The sequence below is a fragment of the Microcoleus sp. bin48.metabat.b7b8b9.023 genome, from assembly GCF_013299185.1.
Taxonomy (GTDB): Bacteria; Cyanobacteriota; Cyanobacteriia; order Cyanobacteriales; family Microcoleaceae; genus Microcoleus.
This window is the reverse complement of record NZ_JAAFKG010000001.1, coordinates 195,210-216,726: the sequence shown is the minus strand read 5'-3', so window position 1 is coordinate 216,726 and position 21,517 is coordinate 195,210. Positions and strand designations below refer to the sequence as shown.

Annotated in this window: 25 protein-coding genes; 19 read left to right on the top strand and 6 right to left on the bottom strand. The window is 46.5% G+C overall.

Going from position 1 to position 21,517, the window contains the following annotated elements:
- Positions 1-118: 118 nt before the first annotated feature.
- Together cbiD and guaA are read left to right on the top strand one after the other, a co-directional pair.
- Positions 119-1,258 carry a cobalt-precorrin-5B (C(1))-methyltransferase CbiD gene (cbiD, locus tag QZW82_RS00980; protein WP_293143078.1) on the top strand — a complete coding sequence of 380 codons (1,140 nt, stop codon included), beginning with the start codon at positions 119-121 and terminating at the stop codon, positions 1,256-1,258.
- A gap of 165 nt (positions 1,259-1,423) precedes the next feature.
- On the top strand, positions 1,424-3,037 hold the full coding sequence (guaA, locus tag QZW82_RS00975) for a glutamine-hydrolyzing GMP synthase (RefSeq protein WP_363318843.1): 1,614 nt from the start codon (positions 1,424-1,426) through the stop codon (positions 3,035-3,037).
- 102 nt (positions 3,038-3,139) lie between these two features.
- On the opposite strand, the gene QZW82_RS00970 is transcribed toward guaA, so the two are convergent.
- Both QZW82_RS00970 and QZW82_RS00965 read right to left on the bottom strand, forming a co-directional pair.
- Positions 3,140-3,499 (bottom strand): type II toxin-antitoxin system RelE/ParE family toxin, encoded by a 360-nt coding sequence (locus QZW82_RS00970; RefSeq protein ID WP_293143075.1) that lies wholly within the window; start codon positions 3,497-3,499, stop codon positions 3,140-3,142.
- Positions 3,492-3,821, bottom strand: a complete 330-nt coding sequence (locus QZW82_RS00965; RefSeq protein ID WP_293143072.1) for a UPF0175 family protein — start codon at positions 3,819-3,821, stop codon at positions 3,492-3,494. The genes QZW82_RS00970 and QZW82_RS00965 overlap by 8 nt, the downstream gene beginning before the upstream one ends.
- Before the next feature lie 101 nt (positions 3,822-3,922).
- On the opposite strand from QZW82_RS00965, the gene QZW82_RS00960 reads away from it, so the two are divergent.
- A complete protein-coding gene (locus QZW82_RS00960; protein ID WP_293143069.1) occupies positions 3,923-4,051 on the top strand; it encodes a hypothetical protein in 129 nt (42 codons plus the stop codon).
- Between the two features lie 930 nt (positions 4,052-4,981).
- On the opposite strand, the gene mnmG is transcribed toward QZW82_RS00960, so the two are convergent.
- Positions 4,982-6,898, bottom strand: coding sequence for a tRNA uridine-5-carboxymethylaminomethyl(34) synthesis enzyme MnmG (mnmG, locus tag QZW82_RS00955; RefSeq protein WP_293143066.1), 1,917 nt, complete (start codon positions 6,896-6,898; stop codon positions 4,982-4,984).
- A gap of 210 nt (positions 6,899-7,108) precedes the next feature.
- On the bottom strand, positions 7,109-7,309 hold the full coding sequence (locus tag QZW82_RS00950; protein ID WP_293143063.1) for a hypothetical protein: 201 nt from the start codon (positions 7,307-7,309) through the stop codon (positions 7,109-7,111).
- A 181-nt stretch (positions 7,310-7,490) separates the two neighbouring features.
- Between QZW82_RS00950 and QZW82_RS00945 the strand changes: the two genes are divergently transcribed.
- From QZW82_RS00945 to QZW82_RS00900, 10 genes are all read left to right on the top strand, one after another.
- A complete protein-coding gene (locus QZW82_RS00945; RefSeq protein ID WP_293143060.1) occupies positions 7,491-7,826 on the top strand; it encodes an NADH-quinone oxidoreductase subunit K in 336 nt (111 codons plus the stop codon).
- 9 nt (positions 7,827-7,835) lie between these two features.
- A complete protein-coding gene (locus QZW82_RS00940) occupies positions 7,836-9,278 on the top strand; it encodes a cation:proton antiporter (protein ID WP_293143056.1) in 1,443 nt (480 codons plus the stop codon).
- Positions 9,279-9,586: 308 nt separating this feature from the next.
- Entirely contained in the window at positions 9,587-9,970 is a 384-nt protein-coding gene (locus QZW82_RS00935) for a Na+/H+ antiporter subunit E (protein ID WP_293143053.1), read from the top strand.
- A complete protein-coding gene (locus QZW82_RS00930; RefSeq protein ID WP_293143050.1) occupies positions 9,967-10,218 on the top strand; it encodes a hypothetical protein in 252 nt (83 codons plus the stop codon). The genes QZW82_RS00935 and QZW82_RS00930 overlap by 4 nt, the downstream gene beginning before the upstream one ends.
- On the top strand, positions 10,215-10,517 hold the full coding sequence (locus QZW82_RS00925) for a monovalent cation/H(+) antiporter subunit G (protein ID WP_293143045.1): 303 nt from the start codon (positions 10,215-10,217) through the stop codon (positions 10,515-10,517). Before QZW82_RS00930 ends, QZW82_RS00925 begins: the two co-directional genes overlap by 4 nt.
- Positions 10,514-11,116: a DUF4040 domain-containing protein gene (locus QZW82_RS00920; RefSeq protein ID WP_293143042.1), complete on the top strand. Its 603-nt coding sequence runs from the start codon at positions 10,514-10,516 to the stop codon at positions 11,114-11,116. Before QZW82_RS00925 ends, QZW82_RS00920 begins: the two co-directional genes overlap by 4 nt.
- A complete protein-coding gene (locus QZW82_RS00915; RefSeq protein ID WP_293143039.1) occupies positions 11,113-11,775 on the top strand; it encodes a Na(+)/H(+) antiporter subunit B in 663 nt (220 codons plus the stop codon). Before QZW82_RS00920 ends, QZW82_RS00915 begins: the two co-directional genes overlap by 4 nt.
- Before the next feature lie 319 nt (positions 11,776-12,094).
- Positions 12,095-12,241, top strand: coding sequence for a hypothetical protein (locus tag QZW82_RS00910; RefSeq protein ID WP_293143036.1), 147 nt, complete (start codon positions 12,095-12,097; stop codon positions 12,239-12,241).
- Positions 12,242-12,425: 184 nt separating this feature from the next.
- On the top strand, positions 12,426-12,629 hold the full coding sequence (locus QZW82_RS00905) for a hypothetical protein (protein WP_293143033.1): 204 nt from the start codon (positions 12,426-12,428) through the stop codon (positions 12,627-12,629).
- Between the two features lie 124 nt (positions 12,630-12,753).
- The gene (locus QZW82_RS00900) at positions 12,754-14,652 is read left to right on the top strand and encodes a M48 family metalloprotease (protein WP_293143030.1); all 1,899 of its coding nucleotides are present in this window, start codon (positions 12,754-12,756) and stop codon (positions 14,650-14,652) included.
- Between the two features lie 130 nt (positions 14,653-14,782).
- Here the strand turns inward: QZW82_RS00900 and QZW82_RS00895 are convergent, their stop codons facing one another.
- A complete protein-coding gene (locus tag QZW82_RS00895; RefSeq protein ID WP_293143027.1) occupies positions 14,783-15,553 on the bottom strand; it encodes a TerC family protein in 771 nt (256 codons plus the stop codon).
- 133 nt (positions 15,554-15,686) lie between these two features.
- Between QZW82_RS00895 and QZW82_RS00890 the strand changes: the two genes are divergently transcribed.
- From QZW82_RS00890 to QZW82_RS00880, 3 genes are all read left to right on the top strand, one after another.
- Positions 15,687-15,854 carry a hypothetical protein gene (locus QZW82_RS00890; protein ID WP_293143024.1) on the top strand — a complete coding sequence of 56 codons (168 nt, stop codon included), beginning with the start codon at positions 15,687-15,689 and terminating at the stop codon, positions 15,852-15,854.
- A 74-nt stretch (positions 15,855-15,928) separates the two neighbouring features.
- Entirely contained in the window at positions 15,929-16,024 is a 96-nt protein-coding gene (gene psaM, locus QZW82_RS00885; protein WP_015174804.1) for a photosystem I reaction center subunit XII, read from the top strand.
- A gap of 280 nt (positions 16,025-16,304) precedes the next feature.
- On the top strand, positions 16,305-16,718 hold the full coding sequence (locus QZW82_RS00880; protein WP_293143004.1) for a hypothetical protein: 414 nt from the start codon (positions 16,305-16,307) through the stop codon (positions 16,716-16,718).
- Positions 16,719-16,802: 84 nt separating this feature from the next.
- Here the strand turns inward: QZW82_RS00880 and ctpA are convergent, their stop codons facing one another.
- On the bottom strand, positions 16,803-18,092 hold the full coding sequence (gene ctpA / locus QZW82_RS00875) for a carboxyl-terminal processing protease CtpA (protein WP_293143001.1): 1,290 nt from the start codon (positions 18,090-18,092) through the stop codon (positions 16,803-16,805).
- 589 nt (positions 18,093-18,681) lie between these two features.
- Here ctpA and petB point away from each other — a divergent pair.
- The 3 genes from petB (at position 18,682) to QZW82_RS00860 (ending at position 21,305) form a co-directional block, all read left to right on the top strand.
- On the top strand, positions 18,682-19,350 hold the full coding sequence (gene petB, locus QZW82_RS00870) for a cytochrome b6 (protein ID WP_293142998.1): 669 nt from the start codon (positions 18,682-18,684) through the stop codon (positions 19,348-19,350).
- A 183-nt stretch (positions 19,351-19,533) separates the two neighbouring features.
- A complete protein-coding gene (gene petD, locus QZW82_RS00865) occupies positions 19,534-20,016 on the top strand; it encodes a cytochrome b6-f complex subunit IV (protein WP_293142995.1) in 483 nt (160 codons plus the stop codon).
- A gap of 392 nt (positions 20,017-20,408) precedes the next feature.
- The gene (locus QZW82_RS00860) at positions 20,409-21,305 is read left to right on the top strand and encodes a helix-turn-helix transcriptional regulator (protein WP_293142992.1); all 897 of its coding nucleotides are present in this window, start codon (positions 20,409-20,411) and stop codon (positions 21,303-21,305) included.
- Positions 21,306-21,517 lie beyond the last annotated feature (212 nt).

Here is a 21,517-nt window from a genome sequence, read left to right as displayed (position 1 = left end):
CAAAAATGAGGCTAACTGCTAATAATAGCAAACCCTAGAATGAAGCTCAAGTGTTTGATGGGTATCACTACCACACTGTGATGTCGATCGCCCACTAATTTAAGGATTTCTGCATTTTGTGACAAAAACTCAACCTTTATCCGGGTATACACTGCCAGTATTTGCCTGTGCGGCCGCACTTGCAGCTTTGCGATGTTTGCGCGCAGGTACTCAGTCTGTAGGTAGCGTATCAGTAGATTTACTGGAACCGCCGATCGCGGCAGAAATTGCGATCGAACAGGCGTCCGTACTCAAAACTGGTACAGCTTTAGGCGTGACTCGCTCCGATCCGGGAGACAACCTCGATCTGACTCGCAATACGCCCGTTTGGGCAATGGTGGAATTGCTCCCAGAGGGAGAGGGGGAGAATGGGGGAGAGGGAGAGCAGATTGTGATTGTCGGGGGCGAGGGAATTGGACATCACAAAGTAGGTGGTGGAGCGGCAATCTATGATTACGCGATGCGACTGCTGCGATCGAATCTGAGCCGAGAACTCGCACCGGGAGAAAGAATTACTGTCACCCTGATTCTGCCCTTGGGGCGCCAACTCGCCACCCGCACTTCTAACGAAGCTTTCGGCGTCGTCGAAGGACTTTCGCTGCTGGGTACAACTGGGATTTCTCAACCTCTGAGCGCCCCCGGACAGTTGGAAATTTACCGCGAACAACTGCAACAAAAAGCCGAACTGTTTGACACTTTAGTCTTCTGCATCGGCGAAAATGGGTTGGATTTGGCGCGACAACTGGGCATCGATCCGCAGCGGCTGGTGAAAACTGCTAACTGGCTGGGCCCGCTGCTGGTAGAGGCTGGATGTCAGGGCGTGCGATCGATCTTGCTGTTTGGCTATCACGGCAAATTGATGAAATTGGCGGCGGGGATTTTTCACACTCACCACCACCTCGCTGACGGGCGCCGGGAAATTTTGACAGCTTTCTGTGCTAAAGCTGGAATGCCCGCTGCTGCCTGTTCCGCGATTTTTGCTGCGGCGACAGCCGAAGAAGCTCTCGGCCAACTGCGGGCTCTAGATGTGGCAACTGGCACCCATTGGGTCGATCGAATTTACGGCGACATCGCCCGAGAAATCGACTTGCGATCGTCCGATTGCATTTTCACTCACACAAACCAGCGTATCCCCGTGGGTTCAGTGATGTTTGGGCGCGATCGCAAAATAATTGTTAAGAGTGACACAGGAGATACATTTTTGACGCAAATTTGTTAATGTGGTGTGAATATCCCTTAATGCTGTTCAAAAGATAGCACAGGGAGAGTATTTAAAAAGTAATAATTCTGAGTCCCTAGAACTTAATTAAACTAGGTTCATTTCTGACCCATAATACCTCCGCTACGTTCTGCCCAATTAGCAATTATTAACTACGCAATCACCGTGACTACTCAAATAGAAACTGAATCCGACCTCACCAATTCTTCTCTGGGGCAAATAGACCGCCAGATGATCGTGATTCTCGACTTCGGTTCGCAATATTCCGAACTGATTGCTCGACGCATTCGCGAAACTCAAGTATATTCAGAAGTTATTTCTTACCGCACTACGGCAGAACAGTTAAAAGCTATCAATCCTAAAGGAATTATTCTTTCAGGAGGCCCGAGTTCTGTATACGATGACAGAGCTCCCCAATGCGACCCGGAAATTTGGAATCTGGGAATACCAGTGTTGGGCGTCTGCTACGGGATGCAGTTGATGGTAAAGCAGCTCGGCGGGACTGTTGAGCGGGCTAAGTTGGCCGAATACGGCAAGGCATCGCTATTTATTGACGATCCGACGGATTTGCTCACAAATGTCGAAGAAGGCGCGACGATGTGGATGAGCCACGGAGACTCCTGTAACGAATTGCCATCTGGTTTTGAGATTCTCGCTCACACGAACAATACTCCGTCTGCTGTTGTTGCTCACCACGAGAAAAGTTTATACGGGGTGCAGTTTCATCCAGAAGTGGTTCACTCGATCGGCGGACAAGCTTTGATTCGCAATTTTGTTTACCATATTTGCGAGTGCGAACCGACTTGGACGACAGCTACTTTTGTGGAGGAAACTATTCGCGAAATTCGAGCCAGAGTCGGAGACCAACGAGTTTTGTTGGCTCTATCTGGCGGGGTTGATTCTTCAACTTTGGCTTTTTTGCTGCACAAGGCGATCGGCGACCAACTTACCTGTATGTTTATCGACCAAGGGTTTATGCGGAAGTACGAACCGGAACGGTTGGTGAAATTGTTTCAAGATGAATTCCACATTCCGGTGCAGTACGTTCTAGCTCGCGATCGCTTTTTGGCTCAACTTGAAGGCGTTACCGATCCTGAAGTAAAACGCAAGCGGATCGGTCACGAATTTATCAGTGTATTTGAAGAAGAATCGAAGCGCCTCGGCCCCTTCGATTACCTCGCTCAAGGTACTCTTTACCCGGATGTAATTGAGTCGGCTGACACGAATGTAGATCCGAAAAGCGGCGAACGAGTTGCTGTTAAGATTAAAAGCCACCACAATGTGGGCGGATTACCTAAAGATTTGTGTTTTAAGCTGATCGAACCGCTGCGAAAGTTGTTTAAGGATGAGGTGCGAAAAGTCGGTAGATCGATCGGGCTTCCGGAAGAAATCGTCAACAGACAACCTTTCCCGGGCCCGGGGTTGGCGATTCGGATTACGGGAGAAGTTACCGCAGAGAGGCTGAATATTTTGCGGGATGCAGACTTCATCGTGCGCCAAGAAATCAACCGCCACGGATTGTACAACGAACTTTGGCAAGCTTTTGCAGTGTTGCTCCCGATTCGCAGTGTAGGCGTTATGGGCGATCAGCGCACCTATGCTTACCCAATTGTTCTGAGATTTATCAAAAGCGAAGATGGGATGACGGCTGACTGGGCGCGGGTTCCCTACGATTTGTTGGAATTGATCTCGAACCGGATTGTGAATGAGGTTAAGGGCGTTAACCGGGTGGTTTACGATATTACTTCTAAGCCACCTGGTACGATCGAGTGGGAGTGATTGCTAGTTAGCTATTGAGTGGGCGGACAATATTTTTGTCCGTCTGCTGCACTGACGAACTTTTGGAAGGCTGTGCGCTCTGATCCAAAATCAGGAGATAAATTAGGGTATTGTGTTGTCAAAATTGAGAATGATGTCGCGAATCTTGTCGGTAGCAATGCTGTCTTCATCTGACTTCGAGTACATAGTAACTAGAAGAATGATGGTTGCTTCTTTGAGTTGGTAGATAACACGATATCCGGCGCTTTTACCTTTTTGAATGTCGCTATTTTTGAGTCTAACTTTGAAAGTGGTGTATCCAGTTCCCACAATTTGATCGCCGACTAAGTTGCCAGATTGGAGTTCCTTAATCAGTGATTGTAAGTCGGCTTGAATACTGCGATACCGTTTTGCTAGGGTTCGCAGCCGAGCTTTAAATTCATCAGAAAATAGGATCTCGAAGTTGGTTAAGTCATTAGACATCGATGCCATCCCAGAGTTCAGAAATGGGATGAACTTTGCCATCACGAACTTGTTGGAGGGAGCGATGGAGACTTTCTAAAATGAGTTCCTCCGGTTCGTTGTCGGGATCGATTTCGTCAGTTTCAGTTGTTGCAGCAGCAAGGGCGCGGTTGGCTAGCAGTTGTTGCAATTCTGGTGGGGAAATTTGGGCGAGTTGGGCGGCTTGGGTGAGGGTGAGGTTGGTTTGTTGACAAAGGGCGATCGCGATTTCCCGCAGCCAGTCACTCTGGTTGAAGGTATCGGTTTGGGTGAGGCTTTCGGGTAGAGTCAGGGTGATTTGCATGGTGGGCGCTGATGGCGGCTGTTTTTATTTTAGAACATAGTTGAAATGGTTGAAGAGGTTAGGCAGGATGCGGGGCAAGATGTTGAAAATATTCGTTATCTTTGGTTGAGTGTCTGCTGGCGCTGTGGGCGACGATCGGTCAAGAAGGTGAATCCTTAATGTGGTTGAATCCTTATGGAATGGTAAAGTGTTCCACAGAGGATGCGAGCAACCTAACGAGTAACGAATGAGAATTAAATAATACCATTTTTTTCAAGTTATGACAGACTTTTGCAAAAAGAGAAAGTTTATAAATTACAATCTCTTGTTGTCCTCGATCTCTATCTATCGTTATAAAAATGGTATTGGTATGTTGTTGGGCCCCGGCCCCAAGAGCGCTTGCATCGCAACTACGTACCTGGTTATACCATTTTTTTCAAGTTATGACAGACTTTTGCAAAAAGAGAAAGTTTATAAATTACAATCTCTTGTTGTCGTCGCTCTCTATCTATCGTTATAAAAATGGTATTGGTATGTTGCTAGGCCCCAGCCCCAAGAGCGCTTGCATCGCAACTACGTACCTGGTTATACCATTTTTTCAAGTTATGACAGACTTTTGCAAAAAGAGAAAGTTTATAAATCAATACAGTTTACTTAAAAAAAATCTGACTTGCCCAAAATGGCTGTATTGCCAGAAAATCCTCAGATGAAATTCATCAAAAGCGTTAAGTAAACCGTATTAAATTATAATCCACTCCATCAAGAGAAGAGTTTTGAACCGTATTGGGGCGCTTTTGGCGCAGAGGGAAGAGTATTGCGAGGGTTTTGGATGTCGTAAAAAAACCTTTTGTCCCTCCCCTCTCTGTGTTCTCTGCGTTCTCTGCGGTAAAATCTTCTTAAGATCTATTTCACCTCTTTATAATCCAAAAATCGTCAGATGAAATTTATCAAAAGCGTTAAGTCAACCGTATTGGTTTATAAATTACAATCTCTTGTTGTCGTCGATCTCTATCGATATTTAAGAAAAATGGTATAAGCTTTGATGTTCTCTAATCTAGTATGGCATAGCGACTTAAAAGTTGCCAAATCGCACGCCGGACACGGCATTGCCGTGTCCTGATATCCCGTACAATTCAGTCAACAATCAAGGCAAAGTCGAGCCATTTTGTGGTTCTATGTATTCATTTTCCCACAGCAGTCGGCTGCTTGCGGTTTCGCACTTCCAGATAAATTAGCAAAGCATTAACATCCGCCGGATTCACCCCGCCAATTCTCGCCGCTTGGCCAATAGTCAAGGGTCTAATTTTAGTCAACTTTTCTCGCGACTCCTTCGATAGAGTTGTAATTGCCATATAATCCAAATCCGCAGGTAATTGGCGGCGTTCGTGTTTGGCAATGTCATCGATTTGATTTTGCTGTCTTTGCAAATAACCGGAGTATTTGAGCTCGATTTCTGCACCATCTTTCTCAGCCAATTCTAGGCTCGAATTGCCTAAATTGTAGCGTTCTAAATCGACGTAGTGAAAACCGGGACGGCGCAGCAAGTCGGCGAGAGTTATTGAACCTTTAATCACTTGTTGAGTGTCAGCAAAAATTGCTTTACCAACTTCTTCGTGTTCTTTAACGCGAGTTGAATATAAACGGGCTTTTTCCGCTACAATATTAGCTTGCTTGCGCTCGAATAACTCCCAGCGACGATCGCCAATTAAGCCAATTTCCCGTCCAAGCGGGGTCAAGCGTTGGTCGGCGTTGTCCGATCGCAATAACAGCCGGTATTCCGATCGCGAAGTCAACATCCGGTAAGGTTCCCGCAAATCCTTCGTACACAAATCGTCAATCAAAGTGCCGATATAACTTTGCTCGCGGGCAAACACAATCATCTCCTGATTCTTCGCAAACCTAGCCGCATTAATACCTGCGACAATCCCCTGTGCAGCCGCCTCCTCATATCCAGTCGTACCGTTCACCTGACCCGCGCAAAACAGGCCTTCGATCTTCTTCGTCATCAGAGTTGGATAACACTGAGTTGCAGGCAAATAATCGTACTCCACAGCATAAGCAGGCCGCATCATCTCGCACTTTTCCAAACCCGGAAGAGTCCGCAGCATTTGCAACTGCAAACTTTCCGGTAAACCAGTCGAAAATCCTTGGATATAAAGTTCAGGAATATCCCTACCTTCCGGTTCAATAAAAATCTGGTGGCTTTCCTTATCTGCAAAGCGCACGATTTTATCTTCAATACTCGGACAATAGCGCGGCCCCTTTGCATCAACCCAGCCGCCGTAAACTGGAGAAAGGTGCAAGTTGTCTCTAATTAACTGGTGAGTTTCGGGCGTGGTTCGAGTTAAATAGCAGGGCATTTGTTCCCGTTCCACCCAGACTTCTGGATCGAAACTAAACCAGCGAACATCTGTATCTCCCGGCTGGGGTTCCAGGTTAGTATAATCGAGAGTGCGCTTGTCAACTCTTGCCGGAGTTCCTGTTTTTAACCGTCCGGTTTCAAAGCCCAAACGATTGAGAGTTTCTGTCAAACCGACAGCAGCAAATTCTCCGGCGCGTCCGGCCGGCATCGACTTGTTGCCTACCCAAATTGTGCCACCTAAAAAAGTTCCGGTTGTCAAAATTACGGCTTTGCATCCAAAGCCGACGCCGAAGTAGGTTTCAACACCGATGACTTCTTCGTTTTTGCCCAAAACTAAGTCTGTAACCATTGCTTCGCGGATGGTCAAATTCTCTTGATTTTCGACAATATTATTCATGACAGCGGCGTATTCCCGCTTGTCTGTCTGGGCTCGCAACGCCCAAACTGCGGGGCCTCTCGAAGCGTTGAGGATGCGTTTTTGTAGGTAAGTGCGATCGGCCATTTTGCCGATTTCTCCGCCTAGGGCATCGACTTCGTTGGTAAGTTGAGTTTTAGCGGGGCCGCCGACGGCTGGGTTGCAGGGTTGCCACGCGATTTTGTCGAGGTTGAGGGTGAGTAAAAGCGTGCGGCATCCGAGGCGAGATGTGGCGAGGGCGGCTTCGCAGCCGGAGTGTCCGCCACCTACTACGATGATGTCGAAACTGTCTTGAAATTGTACGGGGGTTTGTGCGGTCATGGTCTGCGTTTGAGCGGCAAGGACTCGTACTTTATTTTAGCAGTAATTTGGATAATTAGGTAAGCAGAAAAAGACCATAATATTTGGCAAATAATTGGTAGCGGGGGATAATTCCACCGACAAGAAACAAATCAAAAAAATCTTTTTTTGTGGAACTGGCCGGAGAGCCTGTTCCGAAGCAGACAAGATTTTCACCTTATAATAAATAAATCAAAAAAATCCTTTTTTTTGTGGAACCAGTATCTTTCCCGTTTCGAGGCGGGCTGATAGCGCAGCCCTGTGTCCACTCAGCGCATCACTTTGAATAGAAATATCATTGATTGTACTCCCATTCTGCTGCATCGGGCGATCGCCCTGCACGCCCGATCGCCCTACACGCGCGATCGCCCCAGTTACACCCTGTAGTCCCATTTAACATCGGTTCCCAAAACCAATACCGCTATAGGACTGATTCCCAACCTCGATCGCATTACTTGCCAAGTCAATCTAAAATCCCAAATCTCAAATCTCAAATCGATCGACTCGCCCTACTTTATTAGTAGCGCCCAAGTAATGTATCATTGTCACCAAACCTTAAGCAACAAAAATTTCCGTGTTAGAAGCCTTCGTATTTGCCACAGTATTGTGCGGATTTTTTGGTATCATCCTTAAAAAGAACCTGGTGATGAAGATCGTCTCTATGGACGTGATGAGCACCGGTGTAATTGCCTATTATGTCGTGATTGCATCCCTAAATGGCTTGTTCACGCCAATTATGGGAGATGTCAAAAATAGAGCTTTCGCCGATCCAGTCCCCCAAGGGATCATCTTAACTGCGATCGTCATCGGCTTTTCGATTCAAGCCCTGATGCTGGTAGGTGTGATGAAGCTAGCACGGGATAATCCCACATTGGAAACCAGCGAGATCGAGAAAAATAACACGCCGTAAAACCCATCCATGAATATTATTACGATCGCTTGGCTGACAATACCATTTTTTATCGGGTTCGTCATTTATCTACTTCCCAAGCTTGACAAATATCTCGCCTTAGCAGTCACCTTTGTTTCAGCAGGCTACGCGCTACAACTATTTCTCGAAAAATCGCCCCTCAAACTCAAATTACTGGATAACTTCGGGGTTGAAGTAGTCGCCGATCAGTTAGGCGCCTACTTTATCTTGACAAATGCCATAGTAACTGCTGCCGTGATTTTCTACTGTTGGCACAGTGGTAAATCAGCCTTCTTTTACTCCCAGATGATTATTCTGCATGGCAGTATAAATGCTACCTTTATCTGTGCAGATTTTGTCAGTTTATATGTCGCCTTAGAAGTCAGCGGGATTGCAGCTTTTCTGTTAATGGCTTATCCTCGCACCGATCGCTCTTTATGGATAGCCTTGCGCTATTTGTTTGTCAGCAACACCGCCATGCTATTTTACCTCGTGGGCGCGGTGCTAGTCTATCAAAAACATAATTCCTTTCTTTTTGACGGTTTAAAAGGTGCGCCACCAGAAGCTTTAGCCCTAATTTTTCTAGGATTGTTGCTCAAAGGCGGGATTTTTGTATCGGGATTCTGGCTGCCGCTAACTCACTCAGAATCAGAAACCCCAGTCTCCGCCTTACTCTCAGGAATAGTCATCAAAGCGAGTATCTTACCTTTATTGCGCTGTGCTTTGGTTTCCGATGACATTGATACTATCGTCAGGATTTTTGGCGTAGCAACAGCTTTAATGGGAGTGTCCTATGCCGTCTTTGAAAAAGATACCAAACGGATGCTGGCTTTTCACACAATTTCCCAGTTAGGCTTTATTCTAGCAGCACCGGCAGTCGGCGGATTTTATGCTCTCGCTCACGGTTTAGTTAAATCAAGCCTCTTCTTACTTGCCGGTTCCTTACCAAGCCGCAGCCTCAAGGAATTGCAATCTAAGCCGATCGATCCTAGTCTTTGGATTGCTCTAGTTATCGCCAGTCTTTCTATTTCTGGCTTTCCCTTGTTGGCAGGATTTGGAGCCAAAGTATTGACGGTGAAAAATCTGTTACCTTGGCAGGTAATCGCCATGAATATAGCCGCCGTAGGTACAGCAATATCCTTCGCCAAATTCATCTTTATACCTCGGGGAGAGAAACAAGAAGTCCAGCCAGGTTTGTGGCCAGCCGTCATCCTCTTAATTGGCGGGCTAGTTATCGCAAACGTAGCGTACTTAGATGCCTATAGCATTGAAAGTATCGTCAAAGCAGTAGGAACGATCGCGATCGGGTGGCTGATTTATGTTTTAATTATTAAACGGTTAGCGATCGCCCTACCGCGTGCAGCCGAGCAATTCGATCATCTGGTAGGTGTGATGACTCTAACCTTGATCGTACTTTTTTGGATGGCATTAGCGACAGGAACCCACACTTAAACAATCCCAACTGCGATCGCTAATAGTAAAGGTATGCAAGAAACCTCTGTTCATTCAGTTGACAGTTGACAGTTGACAGTTGACAGTTGACAGTTGACAGCCGCCCCTACCTGGAAGTTCGAGGATTGGAGTAATCAATAGTCTGATTTAAATTTATCGATTACAAGGGAGAGGATTTAAACCACTTCTTTCTAGTAAAAGTAGAAAGAATATTGTAATTATCTGTGTGGCTGTCTGTTTATCTGCCTGATATCTGCGGTTTTTGTACCAATCCCAGAGTTGTGCGAGAAATCTAACAAGGAAAAAACATGATTGGAAGTTTCATATTACGATTGACAATTTGGTTTTTGTTGACAGCCGATTTCACTCTGCCAAATATCATCATTGGTATAGCGATCGCATTTCTCCTACCCCGCGGCAATACATCCCCGGAAAGGATCAAGGAATGGCTAAGTATGCTCAAAAAAATCCTGATTGCGATTCCGGTAGCATACATTGAAGCCTTTGAAATTATCATTCGTCCCCATAACGGAGAAGATATGATTTTGGAACGGGCAAAAATGAAAAGATCGCCAATCATGATATTTTTGGATGTATTCCTAATCACGTTTACGCCCAAAACAATTGTGGTGAGACACAACCAAGAAGGCTGCTACGAAGTTCACCGGGTTTTCCCGATTAAAAAACCATGAATTTGCTCTTAATTGCGATGATTGCAGCCATGCTCATCCCCATGTACGAGGCATTGACGGATGATGATATTTGGCAGAAAATGTTAGCCTTGGGCAGTATTTCCACCAAGGCAGGAATTATGACTTTGTTCATCTCTGTCTTGCGGGACGATTGGATGATTGGGGCTGTAGGGGCAATTATCCTGACTGTGGGAAATGCGGGATTAATGCTGTTAGCACACATAATAAAACGAATGGACGATCTATGATTGATGTGGTGAGTTATGTCTTTTTTGGTGTAGGAATATTCTTCTGGTTTTGGGGAACTTCTCACCTAGTCGGCAAGCGATCGGTATTATTTAAGTTACACAGTCTTTCGGTTGCCGATACCTTGGGTTCGATCCTAATCGTGCTCGGGCTGCTGATCAAAATACCTAGTAGATGGCCGCTGCTAACTTTGGCAATTCTTTCCTTAGCAATTTGGAATACAATGCTGGGATATGTGTTGGCGCATTGTTCGAGTGAAGAGCAAGAAAATCAGACGGAGTTTCCCACAGAGACATTATGAATGATGATAGCTATATCTATATCTTAACTGCGCTGTTGCCCTTGGCTGCTTGTATGGTAGTAGTTCAGGCTAATCCCTACCATGCCCTAGTCATTCGCGGCATATTAGGTGCGATCGCAGCATTGATCTATTCAGTGTTTGGGGCGGCGGATGTGGCTTTGACGGAAGCCTTGATGGGTACGATGTTGGCAATAACCCTGTATGCGGTGGCAGTGCGATCGTCCTTGGTGATGCGTTTGGGCGTGTTGGAAGAGGAGAAAGTCGAGTCGGACGGTGATGTTTTGAAGGTAGAATTGACGGTAGAGAGTCCCCGCGATTTTAACTCATTGATGAAGGATTTTCGCCGGATTTTCAGCAAGTATTATCTCCGCATTGAGGTAGTACCTTTCACAAGTGTGGAGGGTTTACATCGCGCCCTGATGGAGAAAGAAATTCATGCAACTTGTGTGCCTGTGTTAGATAGCGATCCAGAAACCAAACATTATCAAACTGTGACTAGAATCCAACGGCTATATGACATCATGCAAGCCGAAATTTCATCAGTAAATACCAGTCTGGCTTACAAAAATGCTACAGATTTAGCGGAGGATTTTCAATGAAATGGGTTTACATTGCGGCGGGAATAGTGCTTTACATTAAAATGCTATTTTTCGCCAATCCAGCGTCAGGTTTATCAGGTTTGGCGATCGTAGAATTGATTGTCAAAGATAGCGGAATTCCGAATGCAGTATCGGCGATTATTTTCCGCAATCGCCTTTATGACACGATTTTTGAAGTGGTGGTATTTACGATCGCCATTATGGGCGCTAATTTTCTGTTAGCCACGGAAAGACCATCCTGCACAATTTATCAGTTTACCGATCAACCTTCAATTGTGTTAGCCCGTTTGGGAGCGACTATTGCGGCTTTGGTGAGTATTGAATTGTCACTGCGAGGACATTTGACTCCGGGGGGCGGTTTTGCGGCGGGTGTCGCGGGGGGAACTGCGATCGGTTTGGTGGCGATTACTTCGTCATCCGAGTGGATGCAGCGGATTTACGATCGATCGCACGCGGCGACTTGGGAGAAGATTTCGGTATTGGTTTTTGTGGTTTTGTCTGCGATAACTTTGTGTGGGTACGAGTTGCCGCACGGACAGTTTGGCGCTTTGGTGAGTGGTGGTGTAGTGCCTTTGCTGAATATTTTGGTGGCTGTAAAGGTTGCTTTGGGCTCGTGGGCGGTGGTGTTGATTTTTATTCGCTATCGCGGTTTGTTGTGATGGATTTTTAGGGGATGTCGATCGGATTCTCATTCATCCATATAGAACCCATTTCAGATCTATTTTGCGTAAATATCAGAAACCGGGTTTCTCTCTATATTTCTCGTCACCCAACCCAAAAACTCGTAAAAACCCGGTTTCTCGCCCCTTGCGTAAATATCAGAAACTGGTTTCTCTCTATATTTCTCGTCACCCAACCCAAAAACTCAAAGATGTCAAATGCGTTCTATAAGTCGCTACAAATTCCCGCGTAACAATTTTTGAAAAGACTCAGCTACTGTTGTCTGCACCCCTCACTCCATTTAATTAACAGCAAACGTTGAAACCAGGTAAAACGACTATAGCCCGACAACCCCGCTACAGCAAACAAGAATTTGCTGTAGCGGGTGATCGGATTTATCAATCTCAAGTCCTGCCTCAAGTCGATACAGCCGATCGCGGTAAAATAGTGGCGATCGACATTTAGACAGTAGCTTTGGCGCGATCGCACTTTACCCAACAAATCTCTTCACATCCGCCACCTCCCCAGACAGCACCTGAACCACTTCCTCTACCCGTCGCTATCTCCCCAACCTAAGCATCGCCACGTCCGATCGCAGATAGCTACCTTCCTATAGGGCTAATTCTACTTCCATTAGGTCGATCGAGTAATGTCTGCGATCGCTCACGAGAGCAACCAGGACGAACGCACTATATACAAAGAGCGATCGCAACTTCCCAATTCATCTCGCCGACAACTCCCATCAATTTTTGTAAACACCGCCCGACCATCCAAAAAATTTGAATTAGGATGGGTGGGAATAATAATTAATCTTGACTTAAACAGCATTTACAGCATTGAGTTTAACCTATAAAGGTTATTGGTTGGCATCGACGAGTTATTAGCGCTGGTTATACAAAACCAGAAACCTCGAGCCCATCATACTTTTGTGCAATTAATGCAATTGGCCATCAGCACATATAAAACAACTGTTTCCTATGGCAATCAATCAGAAAGAGTTTGATAAATTAGTCAAAAATTTGGAAGAATTCTCGCAGCGTCATCCGGGAAGTTACCGCTTGCGAGTAGCCCTGTTTGCCGTATTAGGTTATGCCTACATCTTTTTAATACTTGCTGGGTTATTCGCACTGATCGGGCTGTTAGTCTTTGTGATGATGTTTAGCCATCACATCAATGGTTACATCATTAAGTTTGGCATTTTGTTACTGATTCCGGCATGGGCAATTGTACGATCGCTCTGGGTAACTTTCCCCCATCCTCAAGGATTGAAACTCAGTCGCGATCGAGTTCCTCACTTATTCGGCATGGTAGACGAATTGACCGCTAAACTTGAGGCTCCCCGATTCCACAACATCTTGTTGAATCGAGAATTCAATGCAGCAGTCGTTCAAGTTCCGCGGCTGGGTATCTTTGGCTGGCAAAAAAACTACTTGCTTCTAGGACTTCCCCTGATGCAGTCCTTGTCTTTGGAACAATTTAAAGCCGTTCTAGCACACGAATTAGGACATCTCTCTGGCAATCATTCTCGCTTCGCGGCATGGATTTATCGAATTCGCAAAACCTGGTTGCAGATTTACGAACGGTTATACCAGAGCGAGCAACATGGAGCATCAAAGTTGTTTAATAGCTTCCTAGAATGGTATTGGCCTTCCTTTAATGCCTACTCTTTTACCCTAGCACGGATGGATGAGTACGAAGCCGATCGCTGTGCAGCCCAACTCGCTGGAGTACGCCATGCGGCTGAGGCGCTAATTAATGTAAAAATCAAAGCCCGTTTTCTAGAAAGTTCCTTTTGGTCAGATATCCAGAAGCAGGTTGCAGATCGGGTCGATCCGCCGGACAATGCTTATTCTTCTATGTTGACTTTCCTGCACGGTGCGATCGCAGAAGCACAGACCAATCTATGGTTAGAGCAGGCTCTGGCAGAAAAGACCGATAATGCAGACACCCATCCCTGTCTGAGCGATCGACTCAAATCCCTAGGTTATCTGAGAACTCGATCGCCAAAATTGCTTCAGTCAGTAACCATACAAACAAGTGCAGCAGAACATCTTCTCGGAAACAGCTTACAACAGTTTGCTACCCAGTTCGATCGCGATTGGAAAGAAGCAGCATCGACACCTTGGCGGCAGCAGTATGCTTACCTCCAAGAAATCCAAAGTAAACTGCAAGCTTTAGAGCAAAAAGCACAAGTGCAAGCACTGGATGAACCAGAAGCATGGGAACGAGCCCATTACACATTACAAGTGCGAGGTGGTGAAGCCGCAATTCCCTTGTTGCAAGATGTCTTAAAAACTCACCCCGATTGTGCAGAAGCCAACTATAGCCTCGGGCAGATCTTACTACAAAAGGACGATCCAGTAGGTATTGCTTGCCTGGAAAAGGCTATGACACAAAGGATAGATTGGGTAATAGACGGCTGCGAGCTAATTTACTGTTTTTTCTGGCAACGAGGTCAAACTGACAAAGCAGACAAATATCGCGATCGAGCCGAGAAGCATTCTCAGTTGCTGCTCAAAGCTCAACAGGAAAGAGCTAGCGCGAGCGATCGCGACCAACTCAAACCTCATACTCTAGAACCATCAGAAGTAGATGAACTAAAACAACAGTTGGCTCCCTATTCACAGGTTGAAGAAGCTTATTTGGTAGAGAAAGTTATCACCTACTTTCCCGAAAAAAAATTATGTATCCTAGGAATCGTTCGCAAACGAGGTTTGATAGAAAATGAGAATGCGGCTCATAATGTGGCCGACCTGCTGGCGAAAAGTTTGCAGTTTCCTATTCAAGCTTATGTCATCATTTTGAATCACAGTAGTTCCGGCAATTTGCAAAAAAAGATGTCCCTGGTGGAAGGGTCTTTAATCCTGAAACGTTAGTGCTATCGGCGTTGCTTAATCATGGTATGAAAAAAATAAGTTTAAAATCCAAAACCTTTGTGGATACAGGTTTCTATGACAGACCTATTTAGCCTTTCATACCGTAAATCAGCAACGCCATTTTCGTTCCTTAAATTTCGGAATTCTGTGCTTGCGCTTCCGGGACTTTAACTTCTGCATCCGGCAGATTGACAGCAACTTCCGCAGATTCTACAATCTCTAACGGATCGGGAGTGCGCTTAGAAAATCCCCAGACAAACATTAAGGCGATAGAAGAAACTACCAGCCACTGGGGAGGTACTAAACTCTCATTGATTACCTTCACCAGCAGTCGCATTCCCACGAAACCGACTGTAATGTAGCCAGCAGTTTCAAGGTGTACGAATTCATCCAGCCAGCGGATGAACAAGCCCGCCATAAATCGCAGGGTAATGATGCCAATTGTCGCGCCCGTCAACACCAGCCAAGTTTGGTCAGAAATCGCGATCGCAGTTGTAACGCTATCCAAAGAAAAAGCTAAATCCGTCAGAGCAATTACTGGAATTGCTTTCCACAGAGACGCAAATCTGGGGCCGTGATGTTCTCCATCAGAGTCAGCCTCTGAGGCAAAGTGCTGGAAAACTAGCCACAGCAGATACAGGGCTCCCAGCAGTTCAAACTGCCAGAACTGGATCACCCAAGTCGCCATTAAAATTAGTGCTATTCGCAGTACAAAAGCAATTATCAAACCGATGTTGAGAGCTTGTTGCTGTAGCTTGGGTTCTTCTAAACCTTTGGAAATAGATGCCAGGGCGATCGCGTTGTCAGCCGAAAGCACCGCCTCCAAAGCTACCAAAACCAACAATAAAAAAAAGGTGTCAACTCCCAAATTGGGTGAAGCCTCGAGAAATTGATCTAGCATTAATTATTTTGTGCACCTAACGATTTGCAAGGGTCGAGCTCAGCGCAAATCACCGGCTCTGTTTATAAATGAGTGTCACCTTCACTTATCGTAACCTAGTGCGGTAACTTTGTCGCGGGCGATCGCGATCGCTATGGCAGTTCGGCAACAAGCAATCTACGGGATTTTAACGGATGTAGCGGATTTAAGCGATCGATCTCGCTCCGAGAACCAGAAGTCAACCATCAAGATTTTCCCCATCTCCCGCGATCCCCCTCTCCCACTCCTCCCCAACGGCGCCGAATTACTTGTCGATTTGTAACAAAAGATTCCCAAAAGCGCCAATTTGTCTCAAATTGATGAAAGCTCGTGCCCGTAAAATGGAGTTTTCCTCATATGTCTTTAACAGATACCCAAGTCTACGTAGCGCTCGTAATTGCTTTGATTCCGGGAATCTTGGCTTTCCGGCTGTCAACAGAACTGTACAAGTAGTTTCGAGACACCAGTAGCGAACCGCACCGTCGCCTGTCCTCCTTAGTTAAATCTCGAAATTACAGACAATTGCTGTCATCGTGCAGTAGATTGTTTGTGGTCACGAAGACGAGACTGCAAGGGCAGGCATTTTTATTGGGAAATTCCGTCCTCAGCCGTCACCCAGTCTCAAAAATTTGGGCTGCGAGCACCCTGACAAACAGGGGCGGGTGTGCGTTAAACTCAGAATTTTCTGTGGTCAGCTCTAAAAAGTCAGTCTCAGGTATTTGAAAAAAAAATTATGCAAGCGATTCAACCTACCGTTACCCCACTACGTCCTGTAAAAACTCCCCCTCGGGTTACTCCTCGTCGCAGCAGCAGCCAGCGTTCCTACCCTCATCAAACGCTCGCCGCCGAAACAGGAGTCAAGTTAGCAGTTAATGTAGTTCTGTCAGTGTGTGCGACTTCTGCTTTGATTCAGCTTTGGCCCCACTACCGGGGAGTCCAAGAAAAGTTGCACGAAATCCAAGCTGAAGTGAATCTTACTCAAGCGCGAGTCGATAAGTCGCGATCGGACTTTAACCGCTATTTTGACCCCAGTCTCGCTAAAACTGTGATGCAAGAGCAAAGCAATCGAGCCGATCCCCAGCAACGCCCGGTGATTTTGCAGGAACCCGAAGCACCCGATTCTGAGGAATCTACCCTGCAACCTTAATCTGAAGAGCGGGCGAATTCCATTCGCCCCCATACAAACAAAACCCGCCTGATGCGGGTTGAAGAAGTGGTAGTTGAAACTACTTTATTGTCTTGCGTCTGCGGAGGCGGACATTGTTTGTCTGGGCGCGGTTTCAACCGCCGTCTTTGCCATCACAGTTTTTTCTTTTAGCAGTTGCAATGCAGCTTGATATTGTAAGTCTTCTTCAGTGCCAATTCGATCGCGCGCAATCGGTTCTAGCGGCACTGCGCGATCGGGCGAAATCCCCAATTTGTTAATATCCGTGTGGTTCGGTGTCTCGTATTTAGCAACAGTTACAGCCAACCCGGAACCGTCGGACAAATCAAACAGCGACTGAATCAGTCCTTTGCCGAAAGTCTTTTCGCCCACCAGTTGAGCTCTGCCGTTATCTTGCAGCGCACCCGCCAAAATTTCGCTAGCACTAGCCGTTCCCTTGTTCACCAAAACAATCAGCGGATCGCCAGTCAAGGCTTGTCCAGAAGCCTCAAAACTGCCGAGAATGCCTTGTCTGTTGACCGTGTAGACGATCGTCCCGGAATCGATCCACAGGCGCGCAATTTCAATCCCAGCTTGCAACAGCCCGCCCGGGTTGTTCCGCAAATCGAGAATGTAAGCGGCGGCGCCTTGTTTTTCCAAACGATCGATCGCGTGGGCGACTTCCTCAGTGGCGTTAGCGCTGAATTGACTCAGGCGAATGTAGCCCAGAGGTAAATTGTCCGGCCCCGACTGCAATTCGGCGTAAACCGGATTCAAAGCAATGCGATCGCGCACCAGCTCAACGTCTTCAGGAACCTCCCTGCCTTCGCGTCCCAAGGTCAAGGTAACAGCAGTGCCGATGCGGCCGCGCATTCGAGTTGCAGCTTCGTCCAGGCTCAATTCTGAGGTAGGAGTGCCGTCAATTTTCAAAATGCGATCGAGCGGTTGAATGCCGGCTTTATCCGCCGGCGAACCCGCCAAAGGAGCCACTACTGTTAGGGTATTTGTCTCGGGGTCGATCGCAATTTGCAGCCCAACTCCCGTCAATTCTCCCGAAGTGTTGACCTGCAAACTGCGGTACTGTTCTGGTTTGAGCAGTCGAGTGAAAGGGTCGTCAAGATTTGCCAGCATCCCTTGAATCGCCGCGTAAGTCTGCTGTCTGTCGTTGAGCGGTTCCTTGACGGCTTTTTCGCGAATCGACCACCAGTTTTTAGAGTTGAAGCTGTCGTCCACATAAGAGCGGTTGACAATTCGCCAAGCTTCGCTCAACAACTGCTGTTCTGGAGTTAGCGCCGCCGCCGGAAGAGCCCATGCGCCTAGAACCAGGACGACTTGGAGAAAGAAGATAATTGCTGTCTGGAAAACTCGTCTCTGCATGATTTTTTTGTGTCAAAGATAGGCAAGTATGGCATTTCCTGTATTTTAAGTTTGTAAGCTTTTAAGCTTTTGTGCAGTCAACTGTCCCGGAGACATTCAGGATTCATCATTGCCCAGCCGCGAACAAAAAATTAGCTCATTGTAACATTAAATTGCAAATTTAGTGAAGTTTTATCATGAATATTAAATTTTACGGCTGGGCCAGCCTCGGCCGGCTCGGACTTTGCTCCTGGGCTCGGCTCTTGGCTGTATGCCAGCTTGGGGCGAATGTTGAGCTGGCAAAAAATGCTATTTCAGACGAAGACAAAAGCATCGCTCCGTGAAATTTGTACAGCAATTATGTTACATTTTTTATCACACTCTGGAATTCGATCGCGCAACGCCAGCGAGTAGGGATCAGCTCTAGTTTAGTTTCCCAGTGCTCGCGGGCGATCGCACAATAGATTTCCTTTCGTGAGCTCCAAATTTAAAAATAGCCTCAGGCATTTGCTAGTAAAAGCCAACTGCTCGGCGCGGGGCGACAAAAAAACCTTGTGGCTGCTGCCCTGAACCTCAACCACAGCAATATTCTTTTAGGAATTCTGGCTCCATGTTTTCTAAACAAATCACCGAATCAAAAACCTACCAGTGGTTTGATGAACGCCTGGAAATTCAGGCGCTCGCAGACGACATCACTACAAAGTATGTACCTCCCCACGTCAACATCTTCTATTGCTTGGGCGGGATTACTCTAGTTTGTTTTCTAATTCAGTTTGCCACTGGCTTCGCCATGACTTTCTATTACCGTCCCACGGTAGCAGAAGCTTTTTCTTCAGTGCAATATCTGATGAATGAAGTCAACTTCGGCTGGCTGATCCGCTCCATCCACCGCTGGTCTGCCAGCATGATGGTACTGATGATGATTCTGCACATTTTCCGGGTTTACTTGACCGGCGGCTTCAAAAAGCCCCGCGAATTAACCTGGGTGACAGGAGTAATCTTGGCAGTCATCACTGTTTCCTTCGGTGTGACAGGCTACTCGCTACCTTGGGATCAAGTCGGTTACTGGGCCGTTAAAATCGTTTCCGGCGTACCCGAAGCTATCCCGTTTGTCGGTTCTTTGCTGGTGGAACTGCTGCGCGGCGGTGTCAGCGTAGGTCAAGGCACTTTGACCCGTTACTACAGCTTGCACACTTTTGTGTTGCCTTGGCTGATTATCGTCTTCATGCTGGCTCACTTCTTGATGATTCGCAAGCAAGGCATTTCTGGCCCGTTGTAAATTTTGAGTTGTGGGGGCGGTATTTTTTTTGCCCCCCTGCGGAATTTTGGGTTGAAAATTCAGAATTCATCTCTCATGATATTTATTAGGGTCAATACTTCCTGCGATCGCGCCGCTGATTCGGACTAACGAGTACAGCGGAATGCCAAGCCCGGGTAAAACTAAAAGGAGAACACTCTCACTATGTCTATTATCAAAAAACCAGATTTGAGCGATCCAGAGCTACGCGCTAAGCTCGCTAAGGGCATGGGTCACAACTATTACGGCGAACCAGCTTGGCCCAATGACTTGCTGTACGTTTTCCCCATTGTGATCATGGGAACAATTTCTCTGTGCGTCGGTTTGGCTGTACTTGACCCAGCTTTAGTTGGCGAACCTGCTAATCCCTTTGCTACTCCGCTAGAAATTCTGCCGGAATGGTATTTGTGGCCTGTGTTCCAACTCCTGCGCGTTTTGCCTAACAAACTGTTGGGAATTGCTTGCATGGCCGCTGTTCCAGTTGGCTTGATTTTGATTCCGTTCATCGAGAATGTCAACAAGTTCCAAAATCCGTTCCGCCGTCCTGTGGCTACTACAGTCTTCCTGTTGGGAACTGCGGTAACTCTGTGGTTGGGTATTGGTGCTATTTTCCCGATCGACAAATCTTTCACGCTCGGTCTGTTCTAAGATTTAAGCTTGTCTAATTTTGACGCCTGCGGGTTTCCGATAAAGTGCTTTTGTACTGCTGGGAAACTTTAGCGGGCGTCATTTTATTTGGGAGCCGTTTAGGTACGTAGTTGCGATCTTTGCGCTCTTTGATAATATAAGCTAAGAGCGCTCTTCGCGCAACTACGTACCTTGGCCCGATCGCGCGAGCCGACCTTTGAGCGATACTTTTGGTAGTTTTATATCTCCTATCCTGACAATAAAACCACCTTCCTCATGTCAAATTCCATTAAATTTTATTGCGAAGGCTAGACAAACAGACAGAGAATATGTGGCGTAAGCCCTGGGTATCTTTGTATAACTGCGGGAACTTCAGACCTATAAAATAATAGCCACTACCGCAGGTGTAAGCTATGTCCTCAGAGAAAGCATTAATTCTCGATTTTGCCCAGCCAGACGCGATGAAATCGATTCTGCCGAATACCTCAATCCTCTCGAGTCACGGCGCAAATTGGCAGGGAATTCACGTCGAATATCACCGTCAGCCGCCAAACGAATCTCCCGCACACTATCTCCAACAACACAGCATTGGCATAATATTCTCTTCAGCTATCGGGGGAGTAGCACTGAACGGAAAACAGTACGGTAGCGAACCGTGCCAAAGTGGACAGATGTTCATCGCTGCTGCTGGTACTTATTTTCAGTCACATGCAGTCGAAGAACATGAATTTATGGCGATCGCGATCGACCCTACCGACTTCGACAATACAGTTCACGAATCTACAAACGGGAATCTCATTGAATTTATACCGCACTGGCCAATCAGCGATCCGTTAATTTTCGGCATTGGCTGGGCCCTCAAAACCGAACTCCAATCAGGTGGATTAAATGGTACTCTCTATGTCGATGCACTAAAAAATGCGCTTTCACTACACCTACTGCACCGGTATTGTGCACAAAAACCAAAACTGCAAGATGTTGAAGGCGGTCTTGGTTCTCATAAATTGCAGATAGTTTTTGACTACATAAATGACTACCTCAGCCGAGATTTGCACATAGCTGAACTGGCTAATTTAGTGCAAATCAGTCCTTATTATTTCAGTCGTTTGTTCAAACAATCAACGGGAATAGCACCCCATAATTACGTGACCCAGTGCCGGATGAAAAAAGCCAAGCAGTTGTTAAAAATCCCCGATTTATCAATAGCATATATCTCGCAGCAAGTCGGGTTTCACGACCAAAGTCATTTTAGTAAAACTTTCAGCAAAATCGTCGGTGTGACTCCTAAGAAATATCGCGATTCACTTTAATAAAGGTAACACCCGCAGTCCGGCCCTCCGGCAGTCAGGCCCTCCGGCAGTCCGACAGTCCGGCAGGGGTTTAAACCCCTGCCTCATAGCGAAAGTCGGTTGAGACCGACTGGTAAATCTAGATTAAATTACGATTAATATGAGTCCTCTTTGAGAAGACTTTCGCTATGAGACAGGGGTTAAAAACCCCTGGCGGACTCTCGGACTTACCC